The organism is [Clostridium] symbiosum ATCC 14940 (assembly GCF_000466485.1).
Taxonomy (GTDB): domain Bacteria; phylum Bacillota; class Clostridia; order Lachnospirales; family Lachnospiraceae; genus Otoolea; species Otoolea symbiosa.
In genome coordinates this window covers 1-23,428 of the sequence record NZ_KE992924.1, presented here as the reverse complement: position 1 = coordinate 23,428, position 23,428 = coordinate 1, and the positions used below count along the sequence as shown (strand labels likewise).

22 protein-coding genes and 1 tRNA gene are annotated in these 23,428 nt (G+C 43.0%); 11 read left to right on the top strand and 12 right to left on the bottom strand.

The genetic code is table 11. The features are described 5' to 3' along the window. Positions 1-122: 122 nt before the first annotated feature. From rsmG to CLOSYM_RS12030, 11 genes are all read right to left on the bottom strand, one after another. A complete protein-coding gene (gene rsmG / locus CLOSYM_RS12075) occupies positions 123-851 on the bottom strand; it encodes a 16S rRNA (guanine(527)-N(7))-methyltransferase RsmG (protein WP_003503713.1) in 729 nt (242 codons plus the stop codon). A gap of 22 nt (positions 852-873) precedes the next feature. Further along, the gene (gene mnmG, locus CLOSYM_RS12070) at positions 874-2,796 is read right to left on the bottom strand and encodes a tRNA uridine-5-carboxymethylaminomethyl(34) synthesis enzyme MnmG (RefSeq protein WP_021642319.1); all 1,923 of its coding nucleotides are present in this window, start codon (positions 2,794-2,796) and stop codon (positions 874-876) included. 129 nt (positions 2,797-2,925) lie between these two features. Then, positions 2,926-4,302, bottom strand: a complete 1,377-nt coding sequence (gene mnmE / locus CLOSYM_RS12065; RefSeq protein ID WP_024739386.1) for a tRNA uridine-5-carboxymethylaminomethyl(34) synthesis GTPase MnmE — start codon at positions 4,300-4,302, stop codon at positions 2,926-2,928. 182 nt (positions 4,303-4,484) lie between these two features. Next, a complete protein-coding gene (gene jag, locus CLOSYM_RS12060; protein WP_003503705.1) occupies positions 4,485-5,153 on the bottom strand; it encodes an RNA-binding cell elongation regulator Jag/EloR in 669 nt (222 codons plus the stop codon). Positions 5,154-5,165: 12 nt separating this feature from the next. Then, complete coding sequence (locus tag CLOSYM_RS12055; RefSeq protein ID WP_003503703.1) at positions 5,166-6,410, bottom strand: YidC/Oxa1 family membrane protein insertase; 1,245 nt, start codon at positions 6,408-6,410, stop codon at positions 5,166-5,168. A gap of 19 nt (positions 6,411-6,429) precedes the next feature. Then, entirely contained in the window at positions 6,430-6,642 is a 213-nt protein-coding gene (gene yidD / locus CLOSYM_RS12050; RefSeq protein ID WP_003503700.1) for a membrane protein insertion efficiency factor YidD, read from the bottom strand. Beyond that, a complete protein-coding gene (gene rnpA / locus CLOSYM_RS12045) occupies positions 6,635-6,991 on the bottom strand; it encodes a ribonuclease P protein component (RefSeq protein ID WP_021642317.1) in 357 nt (118 codons plus the stop codon). Before rnpA ends, yidD begins: the two co-directional genes overlap by 8 nt. Positions 6,992-7,036: 45 nt before the next feature. Next, on the bottom strand, positions 7,037-7,171 hold the full coding sequence (gene rpmH / locus CLOSYM_RS12040) for a 50S ribosomal protein L34 (RefSeq protein ID WP_003503697.1): 135 nt from the start codon (positions 7,169-7,171) through the stop codon (positions 7,037-7,039). Positions 7,172-7,294: 123 nt separating this feature from the next. Further along, positions 7,295-7,852, bottom strand: a complete 558-nt coding sequence (locus CLOSYM_RS23655) for a sigma 54-interacting transcriptional regulator (RefSeq protein WP_021642316.1) — start codon at positions 7,850-7,852, stop codon at positions 7,295-7,297. Between the two features lie 59 nt (positions 7,853-7,911). Further along, positions 7,912-8,811: a transcriptional regulator gene (locus tag CLOSYM_RS23470; RefSeq protein ID WP_021642315.1), complete on the bottom strand. Its 900-nt coding sequence runs from the start codon at positions 8,809-8,811 to the stop codon at positions 7,912-7,914. 88 nt (positions 8,812-8,899) lie between these two features. Beyond that, positions 8,900-9,154 carry a hypothetical protein gene (locus CLOSYM_RS12030; protein WP_021642314.1) on the bottom strand — a complete coding sequence of 85 codons (255 nt, stop codon included), beginning with the start codon at positions 9,152-9,154 and terminating at the stop codon, positions 8,900-8,902. A 645-nt stretch (positions 9,155-9,799) separates the two neighbouring features. Between CLOSYM_RS12030 and dnaA the strand changes: the two genes are divergently transcribed. The 9 genes from dnaA (at position 9,800) to CLOSYM_RS11985 (ending at position 20,290) form a co-directional block, all read left to right on the top strand. Next, a complete protein-coding gene (dnaA, locus tag CLOSYM_RS12025; protein ID WP_003503684.1) occupies positions 9,800-11,170 on the top strand; it encodes a chromosomal replication initiator protein DnaA in 1,371 nt (456 codons plus the stop codon). A 258-nt stretch (positions 11,171-11,428) separates the two neighbouring features. Further along, on the top strand, positions 11,429-12,547 hold the full coding sequence (gene dnaN / locus CLOSYM_RS12020) for a DNA polymerase III subunit beta (RefSeq protein WP_021642311.1): 1,119 nt from the start codon (positions 11,429-11,431) through the stop codon (positions 12,545-12,547). Between the two features lie 13 nt (positions 12,548-12,560). Then, positions 12,561-12,770: an RNA-binding S4 domain-containing protein gene (locus tag CLOSYM_RS12015; protein WP_003510836.1), complete on the top strand. Its 210-nt coding sequence runs from the start codon at positions 12,561-12,563 to the stop codon at positions 12,768-12,770. Positions 12,771-12,782: 12 nt separating this feature from the next. Continuing rightward, positions 12,783-13,865 carry a DNA replication/repair protein RecF gene (gene recF, locus CLOSYM_RS12010; protein WP_003503679.1) on the top strand — a complete coding sequence of 361 codons (1,083 nt, stop codon included), beginning with the start codon at positions 12,783-12,785 and terminating at the stop codon, positions 13,863-13,865. 16 nt (positions 13,866-13,881) lie between these two features. Beyond that, the gene (gene gyrB / locus CLOSYM_RS12005) at positions 13,882-15,795 is read left to right on the top strand and encodes a DNA topoisomerase (ATP-hydrolyzing) subunit B (RefSeq protein WP_003503677.1); all 1,914 of its coding nucleotides are present in this window, start codon (positions 13,882-13,884) and stop codon (positions 15,793-15,795) included. Between the two features lie 106 nt (positions 15,796-15,901). Then, a complete protein-coding gene (gyrA, locus tag CLOSYM_RS12000; protein ID WP_003503675.1) occupies positions 15,902-18,454 on the top strand; it encodes a DNA gyrase subunit A in 2,553 nt (850 codons plus the stop codon). A 164-nt stretch (positions 18,455-18,618) separates the two neighbouring features. Further along, complete coding sequence (locus CLOSYM_RS11995; RefSeq protein WP_021642309.1) at positions 18,619-19,461, top strand: fumarate hydratase; 843 nt, start codon at positions 18,619-18,621, stop codon at positions 19,459-19,461. Between the two features lie 76 nt (positions 19,462-19,537). Continuing rightward, positions 19,538-20,089, top strand: coding sequence for a Fe-S-containing hydro-lyase (locus CLOSYM_RS11990; protein WP_003503669.1), 552 nt, complete (start codon positions 19,538-19,540; stop codon positions 20,087-20,089). 15 nt (positions 20,090-20,104) lie between these two features. Then, entirely contained in the window at positions 20,105-20,290 is a 186-nt protein-coding gene (locus tag CLOSYM_RS11985; protein ID WP_021642307.1) for a hypothetical protein, read from the top strand. A 358-nt stretch (positions 20,291-20,648) separates the two neighbouring features. On the opposite strand, the gene CLOSYM_RS24075 is transcribed toward CLOSYM_RS11985, so the two are convergent. Beyond that, entirely contained in the window at positions 20,649-22,106 is a 1,458-nt protein-coding gene (locus CLOSYM_RS24075; RefSeq protein WP_044902391.1) for a DDE-type integrase/transposase/recombinase, read from the bottom strand. Positions 22,107-22,272: 166 nt separating this feature from the next. On the opposite strand from CLOSYM_RS24075, the gene CLOSYM_RS11975 reads away from it, so the two are divergent. Then, a complete protein-coding gene (locus CLOSYM_RS11975) occupies positions 22,273-22,983 on the top strand; it encodes a lysophospholipid acyltransferase family protein (protein ID WP_044902389.1) in 711 nt (236 codons plus the stop codon). Positions 22,984-23,101: 118 nt separating this feature from the next. Continuing rightward, positions 23,102-23,189: transfer RNA gene (locus CLOSYM_RS11970), tRNA-Ser, on the top strand. Positions 23,190-23,428 lie beyond the last annotated feature (239 nt).

Below are 23,428 nucleotides of genomic sequence, written 5' to 3'. Positions count from 1 at the left end.
CAATTCATTCCGGCCGGATTCCCCCTCACGACCAACCTCCAACCGGGGGACGAAAGACTCAGCCAAAACCTCACCACACCGACATGGTCCGTTCCGGACGCGTCCTCCAACCCTAAAAATATTCATCGCAATGGTTCTTTAGAGGGCATTCCTGCTTTTCTTGGATATTTTTTATTGAGAGGCGCTGTTTTTCTTATTTTTACCAGACTTCTTTCATCGGCGTTTGGCAAGGTAAACGTTATAATTTCTTCGATCTCACCACTCAGTTTTTTCACAGCCCCTCTTCCATTTGCCAGTTCTTCCTCCAGCTTACCCGATTTGTAAGGAACAAAACAACCGCCAACCTTTACAAACGGCATACAATATTCTGCCAGCGTAGATAAGTTTGCGACTGCTCGTGAAACACAAATATCAAATGTTTCACGTGAAACATTATCTCTGCCATAATCTTCTGCTCTGCCATGAACAGCGGTAATATTGTCCAGTTGCAGCGTTTCAACGACTTCGTTAAGAAATTTTACTCTCTTATTCAAAGAATCTAAAAGTGTTATTTTCAATTCCGGAAACGCTATTTTTAATGGAATTCCAGGAAATCCAGCCCCTGTGCCTACATCGATCAGACTCTGGCTTTTTTGACCGATATCCACAATTATTTTTTTTAAAGATAAGCTATCCACAAAATGTTTCGTGACAACCTCATCCAACTGTGTAATAGCAGTCAGATTGATCATTGAATTCCAATGAATTAACAGTTCATAATAATTATAGAACTGCTCTATCTGGCGTTCCGTCAATTCAACATCTATTTGCTTTAATTCTTCTTTCAACTGACAGACAAACTTTTCATCCATATTTTTTATTCCTCACCTATTCTCACGGATTTTTCATACTGACTTTCTCAGAACTATCTGCCGGCTTCTGGTAACGCATCTGCTCCAGATGAACCATCAATACCGATATATCCGCTGGAGATACACCTGAAATTCTGGATGCCTGACCTATATTGGCAGGCTTGTACAAATTCAGTTTCTGGACCGCTTCTTTTCTCAGGCTCTTTACCTCAGAATAATCAAATTTTTCATCCAGTTTCTTTCCTTCCATCTTCTTGAACTGAGCCACCTGCTGCATCTGACGCCGTATATATCCCTCATACTTAATATTTATATTAATCTGCTCTGCTACGTCTTCCGGCAGATAGGGCCTTTCCTGGTCAATTTCAGTTAACATAACATAGTCCAATTCGGGCCTGCGCACCAATTCAGCAAGAGTTGTCCCTGTCTTAAGAGGAGTACTGTCATGGGAGGCCAGAAATTCCTGTACTTCCTTTGTGGCTCCTATCGTCTTTTTTTCCAGACGGGTCACTTCCTGTGCAATAGCATTCTCTTTCCAAAGAATACGTTTATAAAGTTCGTCACTGACAAGGCCTATCTCATGTCCGATGGCGCGTAAACGGAGATCTGCATTATCCTGTCTCAGCAACAGACGGTATTCCGCTCTGGAAGTCATCATACGGTACGGCTCATGACTCTCCTTCGTCACCAGATCATCGATCAGAACTCCAATATACGCCTGTGACCGATCAAGGATAATCGGTTCTTTCCCCTGAATTTTTCTGGCAGCATTTACTCCGGCCATGAATCCCTGTACTGCGGCCTCCTCGTAGCCCGAACTTCCGTTAAATTGCCCTCCGCTGAATAAACCTTCTATGTTCTTAAATTCCAGTGATGCTTTCAGCTGTCTGGAATTGATGCAGTCATACTCAATTGCATATGCATTTCTTACAATTTTTACATTTTCCAATCCCGGAACAGTCCTGTACATTGCAAATTGAACATCCTCCGGAAGTGAGCTGGACATCCCCGCCAGGTACATCTCATTTGTATATAATCCCTCCGGTTCTACAAATACCTGATGGCGGATCTTATCAGGGAATTTCACCACTTTGTCCTCAATAGACGGACAATACCTTGGTCCAGTACCCTCGATTGCACCGGAAAAAAGCGGAGAACGATCAAGATTTTCCCTGATTATCTCATGTGTCTTTTCATTCGTATAAGTCAGCCAACAAGACACCTGTTCTTTCTGTACGGACTCCGGATCCGTTGAAAAAGAGAAAGGAATGACCCGCTCATCTCCAAATTGTTCCTCCATCTTTGTAAAATCAATGCTTCTCTTATCAACCCTGGCCGGCGTTCCCGTTTTGAAACGGTACATCTCAATTCCCAGATTTTTCAAAGATTCGGTTAAATGATTCGCCGCCTGGAGACCATTAGGCCCAGTCGGGTTACTCACATCGCCATAGATACATCTGGCGCGCAGATATGTTCCTGTGGCCAGAATTACGGCCTTACAATAGTAAACTGCACCGGAAAATGTCTTTATTCCTTCTATTTTTCCATCTTTTGCAAGAATTTCACAAACTTCTCCCTGCCGGATTGTCAGATGTTTAGTATTTTCCAGTGTATGTCTCATTCTCTTTGTATAAGCCTGCTTATCAGCCTGAGCGCGGAGAGAATGCACTGCAGGACCTTTTGACTGGTTCAGCATCTTAGACTGGATGAATGTTTCATCAATATTTTTCCCCATTTCACCGCCCAGGGCATCCAGTTCCCGGACAAGATGTCCCTTGGAACTTCCGCCAATATTCGGATTACAGGGCATCAGCGCAATACTGTCCACACTTACAGTAAACATAATTGTCTCAAATCCCATTCTCGCTGCAGCGAGAGCCGCCTCACAGCCGGCATGTCCTGCTCCAACCACTACAATATCATAATTTTCTGTTAAACACGGCATTTAACTTCCTCTTTTCTGTCATTCCTGTAACCTTCATACTGCAAAATCACAAAACAACTGCATATTATAACAGTTAAGACAATATAATCTGTTGCTGCAAATTTTCTCAGTTATCGGGTTCTTTTTCTACTATTTTCCCATACAGAATTTATTGAAAATCTCATTGACAAGATCGTCTTCCAGCGATTCGCCGATAATTGTTCCCAACTGCTCATAAGCGTTCATCAGATCTATGGAATAAAAATCCTCCGGCATCTGGTCTTCAATGCTCTGTTTCACCAGACTGAGGCTCTTTAACGCTTCGCTCATCGCTGTCTTATGTCTGACATTCGTAATCATGACTTCATCATTAAAGTCGATCTCACCGCTTAAAAATAATTCTTTTATTTTCTCTTCCAAAAGGTCTATTCCCCTTTGCTCTTTGGCAGAAACAGCCACTACCTCTTTGCCTGTCTTCTCCTTTATCTCTTCCGGTGTCAGTACCATCTCAAGATCCGTTTTATTTAAGAGGACAATCGACTTTCTCCCTTCGATCAGATTCATAATCTGATAATCATTTTCATCCAAAGGACAAGAACCATCCACCACATAAATCAGCAGATCCGCATCATCTGCATTCGCCCTTGCCTTATCCACGCCGATTTTTTCCACCACATCTTCCGTTTCGCGAATACCGGCCGTGTCCACTATGTTCAGGCTGATACCGTGAAGACGTATGTTTTCCTCCAGCGTATCTCTGGTAGTTCCTGCAATGTCTGTTACAATTGCCCTCTCCTCCCCCACCAGTACATTCATCAGGGAGGACTTCCCGGCATTTGGTTTTCCCAGAATAACCGTACGGATTCCCTCAGACAGTACCCGTCCGCTGTCAAATGTGGAAATAGCCCGATTCAGTTCTTCCTGCATATCGTTCACTGTCACTTTTAACTTTTCCGGATAACCGTCTAAAGAAATATGCTCCGGATCATCCAGCGCCGACTCGATAAATGCTATCTCGAACAGCAGTTTTTCACGCAGCTCCTTCACCTTTTTAGACATGGAACCGCTTAATTGGCTCACCGAGCTTTTCAGAGCATAATTATTTTTTGAATTTATGACATCAATTACTGCCTCTGCCTGTGAAAGATCAATTCTCCCATTCAGAAAAGCCCGTTTTGTAAATTCTCCGGGCTCCGCCATTCTCGCTCCGTATTTAATAACCGTTTCCAGTATTTTTTTCATCACAAGAACGCCGCCGTGACAGTCTATCTCAACCGTATCCTCAGCTGTATAGCTGTGCGGCCCTCTCATTACAATGGCAAGTACCTCATCTATTATCTCATCACCGTCCTGGATATGTCCATAGTGGACGGTATATGTTTTTTCCTCTTTTAATTTTTTTCTCTTATTCTTAGGGCGGAATATTCTATCGACTATATCAAATGCTTCGTTTCCGCTGACCCTTATGATACCTATTCCCGAATTGGTAAGCGCCGTCGCAATGGCGGCAATTGTGTCTGAAGTCATCATATTTTTCATTCCTCGGTTTTAACTGTCTGCCAACATGGATTACCTAAATAATTTACCGCACACCATGATTTAAAAAAATGTTCAAACAGGGCTTTTATAGTAAAAGACAACTATTTGAACATTTTTTATTCACGGTTATTACTTATTTTATAACAGTTCAAACAGCATGAAATGTTACCTTATTTTTCATTTCTGTCGCTTCTGTCATTTCTATCTCTTCTGTTTTCTCTCTTTAAAGAAATAATAACGTGTCTGAACGGCTCTTCCCCATCACTTCTTGTCACAACATATTTGTCGTTCTGAAGAGCGGCATGGATAATACGTCTCTCGTAAGGATTCATTGGCTCAAGAGATACAGAACGTTTCGTTCTTTTAACCTTGTAAGCAATATTCTTTGCAAGTGTTTCCAACGTCTCTTTTCTTCTCTCACGGTAATTTTCCGTGTCGAGCTTCACTCTGATATAATCACTGCTGGATTTATTCACAACAAGGCTCACAAGGTACTGAAGGGAATCCAGGGTCTGTCCTCTCTTACCGATCAGAATACCCATATCATCACCTTTCAGGTTTACATTCATCTCTTTTTCCGTCTCATTATACTCAACGCTGATATCTACTGCCATATTCATCGCATCAAATACCTGCTCGAGAAATTCGATGGCTTTATCCTGGAGGGTCTCTTTCCTCTTAGCCCGGATAATTGCCGGTTTAGAACCAATTCCAAGAAATCCGGCACTGCCTTTTTCAACTATTTCATATGTCAGCTTATCGCTGGTCGTCTGAAGCTCTATCAGCGCTTTTGTAACTGCTTCTTCTACTGTTTTTGCGGTAACTGTAACCATATCCATACGGCACCCCTCCTACTTGTTGTGCTTCTCATTATACTTCTGCACCATTTTTGCTTTGGAAGCAAGACTTCCAGGCTTCGGATCTGAATTATAGAACTCCGTTGATTCTTTTACCTGTCTGTCAATCTTTGACAGCTTTTCATTTCTCAACTGCTCTTCTTTCTCTGTCTGTGCCTGTATATTCTTTAAGTTAGCGCTGGCATTCTGGTTTACCTTGGCCGGAGGAAGTCCCTTCTTGGCGCGTTTCTTATTCATCTTATCGACATTCTTCTGAATCAGCTCGTCCATATCGACTTTATTCATGTAAGAATTAACTGCAAGCTGCTGCACAATCTGGAATGCACCCTGAACTACCCAGTAAATACCGATAGCGGCCGGGAACGTAAAACAGAAAAATACGGATACCAGCGGCATTGTCATCATCATGGTATTCATTGTCTGCGCACCGGGAGCATCCGGATCCATCTGCTGTGTATTGCTCATCAGCTTTGTGGAGAACCACTGTGTCAGACCGGCCAGGATCGGAATAAGCCATGCAATTGAAATGTTGGTAAAACCGGTGAACGGCGCCGTTGCAAGGTTGATTCCAAGGAACGAGTTCATCTGTTCGATTTTAGAAGCATTTTCTGCAATTACATTTGAAATCTGCGGGAATGTATCTGCAAGCGCCTGCCAGTTGGAAGGCGTAAACTTGTATAATAAATCTACAACTTTATCTGCATTATTATAGTCTATTTTATCAATTGCCAGACCATAGCTGCTGGCAACGTCAGCAATCTTATTGATAAAATCAGGCTGTTTCTGTAACGGCTCCACTACATTATCAAAAAAGATTCTTACCGAAGGAACATAGGCCGGTATGTTATAGATAACACGGTACAGGGCTATGATGATCGGAAACTGAATCAACATCGGCAGACAGCCTGCCGTTGGACTGGAACCATATTTTTCATATATGGCCTGCATCTCCATCTGCTGCTTTGTCATAGATGTCTGATCTTTTTTACCCTTGTATTTTTTCTGAACCGCCTGAATTTCCGGGTTCATAAGGGACATCAGCTTTGATGATTTCTGCTGCTTAATCGTCAGCGGAAACAAAAGTAATTTCGTAATAATTGTAAAAAGGATAATACAAAGACCAAGATTGAGAATCCCAAAAGAACTGGTGATTCGAAACAGAAAGTCCATGATATACCCAAACAGGCTGATAATCGGTCCCATAATTGAACCGGCCTTAGTTGCTACTATAAATTCCAATGAATTACCTCCTCATCCTCTACGGAACTGGATCATAACCGCCTTCTGCAAACGGATGGCATCTGAGTATCCTTTTGCAGGCCAAAATCATACCTTTAAACGCGCCGTACTTTTGTACTGCCTCAATGGCGTATTGAGAGCAGGTAGGCGTGTACTTGCAGTGAGGTCCTGTAAGCGGGGAAATATATTTCTGATATCCCCGTATCATCTTTATAAGGATTTTTTTAATCAATATTCTCACTTCGATTCTCTAAAATGTTATGAAGTCCGCACAAGTGCAGATATGCACTTTCGATTTTTTTGAAATCTGATTCTTTTGCTGCAGCTCTCGCTACAACGACGATGTCTAATCCTGTCTTTACCCGATCTTTATTCAATCTGTAACTTTCCCTTACCAGCCTGGTAATGTGATGACGTACAACGCTGTTCCCGACTTTTTTACTTACGGATACTCCTATCCTTGTGTCTTCCCTCTCCGTCTTAATTACATACATTACCAAAAGCTTGTTAGCGAATGATCTTCCTGTCCTGTAAACCTTCTGAAAATCACTGTTTTTTTTAATTGAATTAAATTTTTTCATATTTAATAAACAAAAGGCCACAATCAAAATTGCGGCCCTGGTTCATTAAGCAGATAATCTTGCTCTTCCTTTTGCTCTTCTTGCAGCCAGAACTTTTCTTCCACCTGCGCTGCTCATTCTAGCTCTGAAGCCGTGAACTTTCGCTCTCTGTCTCTTTTTAGGCTGAAATGTCATCTTCATAACGCAAACACCTCCTCGTAATCTAATATATCTTCAGAAAGATCATCTTAACATAGTTAGACTATTCTAAATTAAACATCCTCTCAATTATATAGAAGAAAAACCACTTCGTCAATAAGAAAATCAAGAAATTTCATGAGTTTTTATCAAATTTTGCCCACTTTTTTCCAGATGTATTCCCTCCGGCCCCCTCGAGAATGAAATAACACCCAAGCTGCGCAGGTTTTCCAGTATTTTTTTCAGTCTGTAGCCGGTACATTCTTCTCCTGCTCCAGCCAGTTTATTCCCTATTTCCCTCCTGTTTTTAACTCCGTCTGCTACTAACGAAAGGATGAAAAGAATCATCCTGTTTTCCTTTTGTGAATACGTTTCTGAAAGAATTTGCCTTAACCGGTCCGGCTCGTCAGTCTCATAAACGGCGCTGTCCGTAATAGCCGCAGTAAAGTCCCCTCCCTTTTTTGAACCGGTAAACGCGCCTTCCGCATATCCGAATAATTCACTCTCTAAAAGGGACGGCGCAATGGCGGCACAGTTAATGCTGACAAAAGGATAATTTCTCCTGCCGGAGGCTGAATGAAGTGACTGGGCCATCAATTCTTTTCCTGTTCCGCTCTCCCCCATAATTAAAGTCGTTTTATCAATCCTTGCGATCCTCTCCGCTTTTTTTATACAGGAAATCATGGCGGGACTTTCTGTCCTGATATCGGAAAACCGGTACTTTGATGTATAACCTTTCGTACTCAACTGTCTTTTAAGAGAATAGCTCTATTTTCAATTTCCTCGGCCTCCTGCAGGATTATCATATAATTGCATCCCTGGTTATCTCCCCTTATAATACATTCCATATTGAAAACAAGTGATGCTTTACCAGCAGGATACATAATCAGTTTATTTCTGTATGATTTTCTTTTTTCTATATAAGTCAGCAGCTCCCCTGTCTCCGGAACCTCTTCAATCTTTTTTCCATACAGCTTACCTGTAACATGGAACAGATCCATAAATCTTGAATTATACTCAACCACCTCCATCCTGTCGGTTAAAATGATGATCCCGCTGTCAATATAATCCAGGATCAGACTTATTTGAGAGTGAAAGGCTGACATATCATTGTATATATTAATTACAAGAGTCGAAGCCCCCTTATAACTGCAGCAGTATCTGAGAAACGTATTTTCAAGCTCTTTATTAAATATATCCGCTTGCTGGGCTATCTTTAACAGCGTTGAAAATGCGATTTTCCTGTTTCCGAGACTGATAACCGGCTTTAAATCATCGAATAAATTCTGAGAATAATCATCGACAACAACTACATCATACTCCGTATCCGGCACTTTTCCATCCTCCCGGGGATAAAGCCAGATAAAGTTGTTAATTCCCTGTTCATACAGCAGACTGATCATTTTTCTGCTTATAAACGGGTCAAAACACATCAAAGCATACGTGCCGGCCGGAAACTTTCTCATCTGTTCAATATTCATCTCCGGATAGCTGAAGTCAATTGTCACAATCTTGGCCTGTTCCCCGATCAGATAATGGATTTTATTTATAATTTCCGAATTGCTTACAAGAATAATATCTGCATGAAACAAATACTCAGCCAATGGTTCCTCCTCATTCAGGAAACACGTACGTATCTCCATGTATCCCCCAAAAAGCAAACTGAGAGCGTCATAATATATTTTTCCTATTTCCGGCCGGTATGTGAACAAAACATCTTTTTCATATTTATTAAATCTCCTTAGCCATCATAATCAGATGAAATCCTTCCTCATATGCATTGGGCTGGATCCCGATCACTCTGAACCCATAATCCAGCATCCACTTGTAGTCAATCCTGTCACACTCGAGATCCCTGATGGCATCTGCTATATTCTCTATCTTTTTTCCATGTATATTAAAACCTGCCGAACTGATCCCGTTTCTGAATGTCAGATATCCTTTTCCTCTCGCATATCCGGCTGCCGTATCAAGCAGTCTGCCCAATTTATGTTCCAGTTTAAAAACCCCGTTATCATTAAAACCGCTGCTTGCCTCTTCTGCCGCTGCAGGAATTGTATTTTTCCCGCTCTTTGCCCTCTGATACTTTTTTTAAACCGGATGGAAGCTAATCTGCCTGCTTCCATCCGGTTTTTATCTGTCCACATTCATAATCAACAAAATGTGCCTCATTTTTATTATCAAACTATATTTTGTGGATTCTGAAACCCTTGATTTTAAAGGAAATCCACCGGTTATTCACATACTTTACATAACTTATCCACACTTTGGGGATAACTTGTGGATAAATAGTGGGATAATATCTTGATATCCTGTTTATTGTTCACAACAAGAACTGTGATCTCTTTATTTTTCAATACTTCCTGATCGTGGATAACCAAAAATCAGTTATACACATACATAACCCCGGCAGGCAGGGACACCGCCGTGAAACGGCGCTTTTTGACCTTTCTGTGCATCTCGATGCATTTTATTATTCGCAGCATGCCGCTTTTGGGCGGTGTGTGAATAATAAGGCGATTAATTAAACTCAAATCTTTTAATTGAAAAATACTTTATAATAATGTAGAATAGGTATTAGATTGGGCAAATTTGCAGTTTTGCTTTTTTATTACACTTAGGAGACTTACTATGTTAGAAAAAATCAAGGAAAAATGGGACCAGATTCTACTGCACATAAAGGAAGAGCATGAATTGACCGATGTTTCATTCAAAACATGGCTGCTTCCCACCGAACCATACGATGTCAAAGGAAATACTCTTCAGATCCTGGTGCCGGACATCCATTTTCTCGGATATATTAAGAGAAAATATGGATTTCTGCTTCAGATTACGATCGAAGAACTGACCGGAATCGAATGTGAATTAGAATTTGTAACACTGGAACAGGTTGGCGCCCGACAGGAAGAAGCTGATAAGAGCCAACTAATTAACCGCGCACTGGAAGTAAACAGGCAGGTGATACAGAACGCCAATTTAAATCCCCGATATACGTTTGACAGTTTCGTCGTAGGTGCCAACAATAATCTGGCGCATGCGGCTTCTTTGGCTGTCGCCGAATCTCCAGGTGAAATATACAACCCGCTTTTTATATATGGAGGAGTTGGTCTTGGCAAAACTCATCTTATGCACTCCATCGGCCATTTTATTCTCAAGAATAATCCGCAGGCCAAAGTTTTGTATGTCACAAGCGAGAAGTTTACCAATGAACTGATCGATGCGATCCGAAATAAAAACAATATATCCACAACGGAATTCCGTGAAAAATACAGGAATAACGATATCCTTCTGATCGATGATATCCAGTTTATCATCGGTAAGGAAAGTACGCAGGAGGAATTTTTCCACACCTTTAACTCCCTGTATGAAGCCAAAAAGCAGATTATCATTTCATCCGATAAGCCGCCGAAAGAGATTGAGACACTGGAAGAACGTCTCCGGTCACGCTTTGAATGGGGCCTTACCGTCGATATACAGTCTCCTGACTACGAAACGCGAATGGCAATCCTCCGCAAGAAAGAGGAACTGGAAGGTTACAACATCGACAATGAAGTAATCAAATATATTGCCACCAACGTTAAATCAAACATCCGGGAGCTGGAAGGAGCCCTCACAAAGATCGTCGCTCTTTCCAAATTAAATAAACAGGAAATCACAATTGAACTGGCCGAAGAAGCCCTCAAAGATCTGATTTCACCGAACGAGACAAAAGAAGTCACCCCTGAATTAATTATTCAGGTAGTAGCCGATCACTTCGGCATCACTCCGCTTGATATTTCTTCCCAGAAGAGAAACAAAGAAGTGGTTTTCCCCCGCCAAATCGTTATGTTCCTGTGCCGGAGCATGACAGATACGCCTTTGCAGGCTATCGGCAAATATTTAGGCGGCAGGGATCATACAACTATAATTCACGGATATGAAAAAATAGGGGCCGATATGGATAAGAACGAAAGTCTGCGCAATACCATAGAGATCCTGAAGAAAAAGATAAATCCACAATAAGCTGTGGATATACCGATGATAACGTGTGGATAAATGATCGAAAACTGAGGTTCATTTTCAGGTTGTGGATAAACCTCAAGTTATCCCTCTTAATATCGGCAGTTTTACACAATGATTTCTACAGGGACAAACCTTTGTGTTCAGGGCCTGTCCGGGCTTTTACACAAATTCACATCCCCTACTACGAATGCTACGGAATTTATATATAAATACCTCTAACCATCACAATCAATCTTAGCAAAGGAGTTATCAACAATTATGAAGCTTTCATTTAATAAAGACAATCTGATGAACGGCATCAATATCGTTCTGAAGGCAGTATCATCTAAAACTACAATGCCAATCCTGGAATGCATCCTGATCGATGCAACTTCCAACGAGATAAAACTGACCGGCAATGATATGGAGCTGGGTATAGAAACAAAAGTAGAGGGAATGATTCTGGAGAGAGGAAAGATAGCGCTTGATGCAAAGTTACTTTCCGACATCATAAGGAAGCTCTCAGGAGACGAATCTTTGATTACAATAGAATCTGATGAAAAATTCAATACAGTCATCACATGTGAAAAGTCTGTATTCAAAATACAGGGCAAGGACGGAGAAGAATTTTCCTATATCCCGCATATAGAGAGAGACAATTATATCTGTGTTTCCCAATTTACATTAAAAGAAGTCATCCGTCAGACGCTCTTCTCCACATCGCCGAATGACAGCAACAAAATGATGACAGGTGAATTGATCGAAGTAAATGATAATATACTGAAAGTGGTTTCTCTCGACGGCCACCGCATGTCGATCAGAAAAGTTATATTAAAAGATCAGTATCATGATATAAAAGTCATTGTTCCTGGCAAGACTCTTGGTGAGATCAGTAAGATACTGAACGGCGACAATGAATCAGAAGTACTTATTTTCTTTACTTCCAATCATATTATGTTCGAGTTTGATGATACGGTTGTCGTATCCCGTCTGATCGAAGGCGAATATTTCAGGATCAACCAGATGCTGTCCAGTGATTACGATACGAAAGTTACGGTCAATCGCAGAGAATTTATGGACAGTATAGAGCGCGCCAGCATTCTGATCCGTGAAAATGATAAAAAACCTATTATTATCAATATTACGGATGAGGGAATGGAGCTGAAACTCAATTCCGCCTTTGGTACAATGAATGCGGAGATAAATATTACAAAATTCGGAAAAGATCTTATGATTGGTTTTAATCCGAAGTTTTTGGTCGATGCACTTCGTATTATTGATGACGAAGAAGTTACTCTGTACATGATGAATCCGAAGTCGCCCTGCTTTATCAAAGACGAGGAAGAAAACTATATATACCTGATCCTTCCTGTAAATTTCAACGCGGCTTCAATCTAAAAAGGATAATAAGATGGAAACGATCAAATTAAGAGACGATTATATTAAACTGGGCCAGGCGCTGAAAGCGGCCGGCCTGGTGGAGAACGGAGTGGATGCCAAATTCGCCGTTCTGGACGGCCTCGTCAAGGTAAACGGCCAGCCCGAATACCAGAGAGGAAAAAAACTCTATGACGGAGACGAAGTTACCTTTGAGGGAACTACGATCAAAATCATAAAATAAAGGACTTCTCCCATGATTATTGAATCGCTGGAACTAAAAAATTACCGTAATTATAAAGAATTACATATCAATTTTGATCCGGGGACCAATGTGCTTTATGGAGACAATGCCCAGGGAAAAACCAATATCCTGGAATCTGTCTATGTATGCGCAACGACAAAATCACACCGGGGAAGCAAGGACAGGGAGATTATAGAATTCGGGGAGGAAGAATCCCATATTAAGATGAACATCAGAAAGGATGATGTTCCTTACCGGATTGATATGCACCTGAAAAAGAACAAGACAAAGGGCGTAGCAATCAACGGGATAGCAATCCATAAAGCCAGTGAGCTTTTTGGCGTTGTCAATGTGGTATTTTTTTCACCGGAAGATTTGAATCTGATAAAAAACGGCCCGGCGGAACGACGCCGGTTTGTTGATCTGGAATTATGCCAGCTCAACAGGCTGTATGTCCATTCTCTTGTTCAATATAATAAGATTATTCTGCAGAGAAATAAATTATTAAAAGAGATTGCCTTCAGGCCGGAATATGAGGAGATGCTGGATATTTACGATATGCAGCTGGTTTCCTATGGCCGTGAGCTGATCCATTACCGGAATGATTTTATCGATCAGATGAATGGGATTATCCGGGATATCCATTTTAATCTTTCCGGCGGAAAAGAAGAGCTGGAGATACGTTATGAACCAAATACGGAGGCAGACGTACTGGAAAAGGCTCTTAAGAAAAGCAGGATGCAGGATCTCAGGCAAAAAACAACACTTACCGGCCCGCACCGGGACGATATAAGTTTTTATGTAAACAATATAGACATCCGAAAATTCGGTTCCCAGGGCCAGCAGAGGACGGCGGCTCTATCACTGAAACTGGCGGAGATAGAACTCGTCAAAAAGATAGTTAAGGATTATCCGATTCTTCTGCTGGATGATGTTCTGTCGGAGCTGGATTCCGGAAGACAGGAGCATCTGCTTTCCGGGATCAGCCATATACAGACGGTTATTACCTGTACCGGACTGGATGATTTTATAAGCCATTGTTTTCAAATAGATAAGACCTTTAAAGTGGTAAACGGAACTGTTGACTGTGAGTAAAGTTAAGGAGGAACTTATGGGTTCAGAATATAGTGCAGATCAAATACAAATATTGGAGGGGTTAGAGGCGGTAAGGAAACGTCCTGGTATGTATATTGGAAGTACTTCCATGAGAGGCCTCCATCACCTCGTGTATGAGATCGTTGATAATGCCGTGGATGAAGCGCTTGCCGGTTTCTGTGATACGATTGAAGTACAGATAAATGAGGATAATTCGATCACGGTAGAGGACGACGGCCGCGGTATTCCTGTAGACATTCAGAAGAAAGCCGGTATTCCTGCGGTTGAGGTTGTATTTACGATCCTGCATGCCGGCGGTAAATTCGGCGGCGGGGGATACAAGGTTTCCGGCGGACTGCATGGTGTCGGCGCATCAGTCGTAAATGCTCTTTCCGAATGGCTGGAAGTAGAGATTTATAAAGAGGGTAAAGTCTACAAACAGAGATATGAACGGGGCAAAGTAATGTGCCCGCTCCGTGTGGACGGTGAATGCCCTCCGGATAAACATGGTACAAAAGTAACATTCCTGCCGGATAAAGATATATTTGAAGAGACGGTTTATGATTATGATACGCTCAAGATCAGGCTCCGGGAGACAGCTTTCCTCACAAAGAATTTAAGGATTGTGCTGCGTGATGACAGAGATAATAAAAAAGAAAAGGTATTCCACTATGAGGGCGGTATCAAAGAGTTTGTAACGTATTTGAACAAAAGCAATGAAAAGCTCTATGCGCCGGTCATCTACTGCGAGGGAACCAAGGAGCAGGTATATGTGGAAGTTGCCGTGCAGCATAATGATTCCTATACAGAGAATATATATACCTTTGTCAATAATATCAATACGCCGGAAGGCGGTACTCATCTGACCGGATTTAAGAATGCTTTGACGAAGACATTCAATGATTATGCAAGAAAGAACAAACTTTTAAAGGATAACGAACCGGCTCTCAGCGGCGAGGATATCCGAGAGGGAATTACCGCGATTATCAGTGTTAAAATTGAGGAACCGCAGTTTGAAGGACAGACCAAACAGAAGCTGGGCAACAGTGAGGCCAGAACAGCCGTTGATGCGGTTGTAAGCGAACAGCTTACCTATTTCCTTGAGCAGAATCCGTCGGTTGCAAAGATTATCTGTGAAAAGTCCATTCTTGCAAAAAGAGCAAGGGATGCGGCCAGAAAAGCCAGAGAGATGACCCGTAGAAAATCAGTTCTCGACGGTATGGCTCTTCCGGGAAAACTGGCAGACTGTTCAGATAAGAATGCGGAAAACTGTGAAATTTATATCGTTGAGGGAGATTCCGCCGGAGGTTCGGCAAAAGAGGCCAGGAATAAATCGAACCAGGCAATCCTTCCGCTGAGAGGAAAGATTCTGAACGTAGAAAAAGCCAGACTTGACAGAATCTATGGAAATGCCGAGATACGCGCAATGATTACCGCTTTTGGAACGGGAATTCATGAAGATTTTGACATCGAGAAGCTGAGATATAATAAGATTATCATTATGACCGATGCCGATGTGGACGGCGCCCATATCAGCACCCTCCTTCTTACATTCCTATACCGCTTTATGCCGGAACTGATCCGTCAGGGGCATGTATACCTGGCACAGCCGCCTCTTTATAAGGTGGAGAAGAATAAGAGGGTATGGTATGCATACAGCGACGAAGAACTTAATTCCATTCTGATGGAGATTGGCCGCGATACCAACAATAAGATTCAGCGTTATAAAGGACTTGGCGAGATGGATGCGGAGCAGCTCTGGGAGACAACAATGGATCCGGAGAGAAGAATCCTTCTGCGTGTCATGATAGACAATGAGACAGCATCCGAAGTAGATCTGACATTTGCCACACTGATGGGTGACCAGGTAGAACCGCGACGTGAATTTATAGAAGCAAACGCCAAATATGTTCAGAACCTGGATATCTGATAGCCGTCAGAGATTCAGCCCTTAGCTGAATGGTAACGGCAGCCGGAGCTGTGCAGCAGACATATGCGGCCGGTAATTTTCAGGCAGGATTGTGAGAGGAGAAAGAATGGAACCTAATGTATTTGACAAAGTTCATGATATAGACCTTAAAAAAACCATGGAGACATCCTACATCGATTATGCGATGAGTGTAATCGCTGCCAGGGCTCTGCCCGATGTGCGAGATGGTTTGAAACCGGTACAGAGAAGAGTACTCTTTTCCATGATCGAATTAAATAACGGACCGGATAAGCCGCACCGTAAATGCGCCCGTATCGTCGGTGATACGATGGGTAAATACCATCCGCACGGCGACAGCTCTATTTACGGAGCTTTGGTAAACATGGCCCAGAAATGGTCTACCAGATATCCGCTGGTTGACGGACATGGAAACTTTGGTTCGGTGGATGGTGACGGCGCCGCAGCCATGCGATATACGGAAGCAAGGCTCAGCAAGATTTCAATGGAGATGCTGGCCGACATCAATAAAGATACCGTTGATTTTGCCCCGAACTTTGATGAGACGGAAAAAGAGCCGGTTGTGCTTCCGTCCCGTTATCCCAACCTCCTTGTTAACGGAACTTCCGGTATTGCCGTCGGTATGGCAACCAACATTCCGCCTCACAATTTACGCGAAGTAATCGCCGGCGTTGTGAAAATCATTGACAACAGAGTGGAAGAGGGAAGAGAGACTTCTCTGGAAGAAATACTCGAAATTGTAAAAGGGCCGGATTTCCCCACCGGGGCAACGATCCTCGGCCGGGCCGGAATTGAAGAGGCATACAGGACGGGAAGAGGAAAAATCCGTGTACGCGCCGTATATGATATTGAGACACTGGCCAATGGAAAGAACAGGATTGTCGTAACAGAACTTCCTTATATGGTTAATAAGGCCCGTCTGATCGAAAAGATTGCAGAGCTTGTCAAAGAGAAAAAAGTTGACGGCATTACAGATTTAAGGGATGAGTCCAACCGTGAAGGCATGAGAGTATGTATCGAGCTCCGCCGCGATGTCAATGCCAATGTACTGATGAACAGGCTGTTAAAGCACACCCAGCTTCAGGATACATTCGGCGTGATTATGCTGGCTCTCGTTAATAACGAACCGCGGATCCTTAACTTAAAACAGATGCTGGAATACTACTTGCAGCACCAGGAGGAAGTAGTAACCAGAAGAACAAAATATGATTTAAATAAAGCGGAAGAGCGTGCTCATATATTGGAAGGCCTCATAAAGGCCCTGGATCATATCGACGAGGTAATCAAAATTATCCGCGGGTCCGCCAACGTGGCCGATGCGAAAGCACAGTTGATGGAGCGGTTTGCCCTGTCGGAGATTCAGGCTCAGGCTATCGTGGATATGCGTCTGAGGGCTCTTACCGGTCTGGAACGCGAAAAGCTGGAAAATGAGTATAGAGAGCTGATGGCAAAGATTGCTGAATTAAAGGCTATTCTGGCAGACGAGAAAAAGCTGCTCGGCGTAATCAGAGAAGAAATCATCGTCATTTCTGATAAATATGGAGATGAGAGAAGAACGGCAATCGGATATGATGAATATGATATGTCGGCAGAAGATTTGATACCGGATGATGACGTGGTAGTGGCTATGACAAATTTTGGCTACATTAAGCGTATGTCCAGCGACAACTTTAAGAGCCAGAACCGTGGCGGTAAAGGTATCAAGGGGATGCAGACAATAGATGAGGATTATATCGAAGATCTGCTTATGACGACAAATCATCATTATGTGATGTTCTTTACCAATACCGGGCGTGTTTACCGGCTGAAGGCATATGAGATACCGGAGGCGGGAAGAACTGCAAGGGGAACAGCGATTGTAAACCTTCTTCAGCTGATGCCTGGTGAAAAGATTACATCCATCATAGCGATGAAAGAATTCGAGGATGACAAATATCTGTTCATGGCCACCAGAAACGGTATGGTGAAAAAGACCTCCCTGAAGGAGTATGAGAATGTAAGAAAGAATGGCCTTCAGGCTATTGTTCTCCGTGAGAACGACGAATTGATCGAGGTTAAGAGAACCGATAATACGGAAGATATATTCCTTGTGACGAAAAAGGGAATGTGTATCCGTTTCCATGAGACAGACGTCAGAGTTACCGGCCGTGTATCTATGGGCGTAATCGGTATGAAGTTTGATGAAGATGATGAAGTAATCGGCATGCAGATGTCGAGCCAGGGAGAATGCCTGCTGGTTGCCTCCGAATACGGCTACGGTAAGCGGACTCCGATTGAAGAGTTTAACTGCCAGAACCGCGGCGGCAAAGGTGTGAGATGTTATAAGATTATAGACAAAACAGGCGATTTGATTGGCGCCAAGCTGGTAGACAACAGCAGGGAAATTATGCTGATAACCAACGAGGGCATTATCATAAAAATGTCGGTAAATGATATATCCATAATTGGAAGAAATACCTCTGGCGTAAAACTGATGAGCATTGATCCTGATTCCGGAATTGCCGTTGCAAGTATTGCAAAAGTACGTGAAAGTGAAAATAATCCGGATGACGAAGATCTGGAAGATGATATCACGGACGATGATGATATGGAAGAGGAAGGAAAGACAGAACAGGGCAGTGAAGAAATGCCGGAAAATTAAAAGCTGATAAAATAAGGCCGCAGGAAATGCCATATTCCTGCGGCCTTTGTGCAGCCAAAAAGGATTGCAAGAAGATAGGAAATACTTTATGATTAAATTAATGTAAAGACAGATAAATATAAAACCGGAAGACAAACTATTTGAAAACAAAGAGGTATTTAAGTATGAGAAAAGTTGATGTGACTGAGATTACAAAGAATGTAAAAGAAATGTGCATTGAGGCAAACCATTTCCTTTCGGAAGACATGAAAAAAGTTTTTGAACAGGCAGTTCAAAAAGAGAAGGCGCCACTGGGCCGCCAGGTTCTTAATCAACTGAAAGAAAATCTGGAAATAGCCGGTGCGGAGATGATTCCCATTTGCCAGGATACAGGTATGGCTGTTATTTTTATGAAGGTAGGGCAGGAAGTACATTTTGAGGGAGGTAACCTGACGGAAGCTGTTAATGAGGGAGTCAGACAGGGCTATGTCGATGGATATTTGAGAAAATCCGTAGTGAAAGATCCGATTTACCGTGACAACACAAAGGATAATACCCCGGCTGTCATTCATTATGAGATTGTGGAGGGGGATCAGGTTGACATAACAGTTGCCCCGAAGGGATTCGGAAGTGAAAATATGAGCCGGATATTTATGTTGAAACCGGCAGACGGAATTGAAGGCGTAAAAGAATCCATTCTGACAGCGGTAAAGGATGCCGGTCCCAATGCCTGTCCGCCTATGGTAATAGGAGTCGGTATTGGCGGAACCTTTGAAAAATGCGCGGTAATGGCAAAACATGCCCTAACCCGGGATCTGGAGGAAGAATCACCGGTACCTTATGTGAGAGAACTTGAAAAAGAAATGCTGAAAAAAATAAACAGCCTGGGAATCGGGCCAGGGGGCCTGGGAGGAACGGTGACTGCTCTTGCAGTAAATATTGAGACTTATCCGACCCATATTGCCGGACTTCCAATGGCGGTCAATATCTGTTGCCATGTAAACAGGCATATCCACAGAATTATATAAAAAAATGAAAAAAGCTAAAGAAATGAAAATTTAGTCCGATAATATATATTGGATGGTAAACTTAGGAGGAATGAAAATGGAACGTACCATTCAGGCGCCGTTCACAAAAGAAACGGCAGAGAGTTTAAAAGCAGGAGATTATGTTTACATAGACGGTATCATTTATACGGCTAGGGATGCGGCTCACAAGAGGATGATTGAAACACTTGACGAGGGAAAGGAACTGCCTGTCGAAATTAAAGATACGGTAATTTATTACATGGGTCCTTCTCCGGCAAGAGAAGGCAGGGTGATCGGCTCGGCAGGCCCCACTACATCAAGCAGGATGGACAAATATACCCCCCGTCTTCTTGATTTGGGAATGGGAGCCATGATAGGAAAAGGAAAGCGGAGCAAAGAAGTGACGGAGGCCATCGTCAGAAATAAGGCCGTTTATTTTGCGGCAGTCGGCGGGGCGGGAGCTATTTTGTCAAAATGCATCAAGGAATCCAGGGTCATTTCTTATGACGATTTGGGGACAGAAGCAATCAGGGAACTTAGGGTAGAGCATTTTCCGGTTATCGTCGTGATTGATTCGAAGGGAAATAATCTCTATGAGACGGCGGTTAAAGAATACTCTGAAGAATAGCGGATAATAAATCATATGAAAAATAAAAGAGCGGACAGAATCCTGTCCCTCTTTCTGATGTTTCAGATTTTTTTAGCGGGAACGGCGTTTGCCTCCCCCATCGGAAAAGTACAGGAAGAAAAGAGAAATTCAGAACAAAATCTCAGTAAGGTACGCCGTGAAATAGAGGATCTTGAGAATCAGAAGGAGAAGATACTTTAAGTGGGACTTCTCTCGGGGTGTATCGGAAGCGCGCTGGCCATGGGACGACTGAACCGTCAAAAATATGAAAAGCATTAGATGGGTAGTGTCAAATGAGTTATGAAAACCGATAGCTGGTGCCCCCGGAATAAATGAACCTTGAAAATCGCAGATATAGTTGAAACTGGCAGTGTCCGCCACACTTGACGGCACACCAAAACAATGCTCTGAACGTCTTACCGACGGCGAAGAACTCAGTAACAGATAAGATTTCATCGTCTGCGTCACAGCATGATATCATTGTTTTGGCGTGCCATCGAGGGCAGGTCCCTTCGGGATGGCTGCATTTTTACCTCTGGCCCGGAATCTAAGAACAGATTTAACCGGCAGCCTGCTGTTCCTTCAGCTGGAGGATGGTCTGCTGGCCGAGCAGAATCAGGAGCTGCCACTTCCCGGGCATGTTGTCAGCCCCCTCCAGCATATCGACTTGATTGAGTACCCGATAGTGGTTGTGCTTATGGGGACGGAGGAAGTTGTAGTAGGCGACCCAGAGCGCCACGTTATAGTTGTCGCCATTGTAATTGTCGTAACCGCAGCTGACCCGGTAAGTGGATTTAAACGTGCGGTTAAGTCGTTCGATCATCTGCTTGTAGGGGCGGAACTCCTTGGAGACCGCATCGTCGTTTGTGAGCCCGATGACCTGGGTGATGTCAAACTTGAAGCTGTCCCCCAGCGCCTGTGCGAACTGCTGTGCGGCCAGAGGATAGGCGCTATATCCGTCGGCAATGAACCGGAACTTTTCGGGGAGCCTTTTCATCCCCCGGAAAGCCATGCGCATGGCGAGGATGCACGGCCTGACCGAGCGGTTGTCTGAAACCTGGTAGCCGAGGATGGAGCGTGAGGCAGCGTCCATGATGAACCAGATATAGCCTTTGATGGCGCGTACCTTGATATAGGTCTCATCGGCAGTGAACACGGATGATTTCGGATATTCATAGTGGTCAACGAAGGGCTTGATGACAATGGCGGCCGTCCTGGCATAGTTGGCAACCTGCTGGTGGGAGATCCGAATGCCATAGAGATCGTTTAAGGCCTGTGTGGTCTTTCGCAGGGAAAGCTGGAGGTTCACATGCATGGTAAGGCACAGGGATATGACGTGTGCGTTGTGCCTTGAGAACTTCAGGGAGGAAGCGTTCTTTGGCAGGGAGTCTAAGTCCATGCGGAAGAAATCCACGGTGAACTCCCGGTAGAGGTAATTGAGCTTGTATTTATTTTTGCCATAGTCTTCGTCCAAATGATTTTTATCAACCCTGGAGAGATTATGCAGATAGAAGGAGCACTTAGGGTTGACGCATTTGTGGATGCGGAAGAACTTCCGGTCCTTTTTTGGGACAAGGGAGTGCCCGCAATAAGAACACACGAACCGAACGGGCGAGGTAATAACCTCCCCCGTGACGAACGTCTGGCCACAGATCTTGCACAGGTACTGTCCGTTCCCGCCATTGTTATCGTAGAGATAGTGGTGAGGAGCGCCACAGAGGGGAAAGACAATATCCTCAGGGATGGATTTTCCGTTACGCCGCTGGACCGGTCTGACGGATTTGCCATACTTCCAGAGATAATACTCGAGGAGGAACTGCCAGTCCTGTTTGATGAATGGAAGAATGACTGGCAGGCGGTCAGTGGTAAACTTCTGGTATTTAGGGGAGTGGGAATCATCGAAAGCCCACTGCTTGAGAGGAATATATCTGCAGATGAAGTTCAGGAGCCAGCAAATCGTTATATATTGTTCTTGAATTACAGTAAGTAAATAGAGTATAATGTTATTCCTAGCAATGATCACTCCTTTGGTTATGTTGTTGTGGTGACTACATTATACCAAAAAAGGGGAGGTCATTGCTTTTTTATTTTCAAAAGCGGTGTAATCCTTGGAAATATAAGGTTTTTAATAAAAAATGGGGTGTCAGAATTGACACTACCATTAGATGGGGAGAGGAAGGAATATGAACCGCATTGCATATATGGTATTACGAAATATAATCCGGGTGCCAGGCTGGTTTTACCGTATCGGTAAACTGGGTAGGGAGGACGACAGCCATACGGACCAGGAGAGGTATGACTATCTCAGAAAATTAATAGAGAAGATAAACAGGACGGGGCGGGTCACAATTGAGAAAACGGGCCTGAAAAATATACCTGAAGAAAATGGATTTATCCTGTTTCCAAATCATCAGGGACTTTTTGATATGCTGGCCATCATCGAGGCATGTCCAAAAGCGCTTTGTGTTGTTTTTAAAAAGGAAGTAGCTGAAATAATCCTGGTAAAACAGATAGCGAGGCTGCTCCGCGCAATTCCAATGGACAGGAAAGATGTGAGATCCTCTTTAAAAATTATAAACAAGATGACTGAGGATGTAAAAAACGGGAAGAATTATGTTATATTTCCGGAAGGAACCAGAAGCAGAAATGGTAACCGGATATTGGAGTTTAAAGCGGGAACCTTTAAAAGTGCCGTAAATGCCGGGTGTCCCATCATACCGGTTGCTCTGATCGACAGCTATAAACCGTTTGGTGTTTCTTCTATTAATAAAGAAACCGTCCAGGTTCACTTCCTGGAGCCGCTCAATCCGGATCAATATGTAGGTTTAAAAACAAAGGAAATCGCAGATATAGTGCACGATCGGATTCAAAACAAGATTGATGAAAATATATAAAAATATCTGGAAAAACAGGCTTGACAACCCAATTCTTATTTAGTATAATTGACCATGCGCTTGACATGAGCATGTCCAAGCCGCATAGTTCAACTTAATAGTTTTAAGTAATAACTGCGGAGAAATACTCAAGAGGCCGAAGAGGCGCCCCTGCTAAGGGTGTAGGTCGGGCAACCGGCGCGAGGGTTCAAATCCCTCTTTCTCCGTTTTCTTTTTTGAAAAAAACCTATTGAATATATTGTTTGAAAAACTTCAAAAAAGGTGTTGACACCGAATGAAAGTTATGATATGATATTCAAGCTGCTGAAAACGAGCGGCGGTTTCAAAAAAAGAAATAAAAAAAAGTTGTTGACAAACAAAAACAATTATGGTAAGATATAAAAGTTGCTGCTGAGAACAAACGACAGCGTTCAACAACAAAGAACCTTGAAAACTGAACAGTATG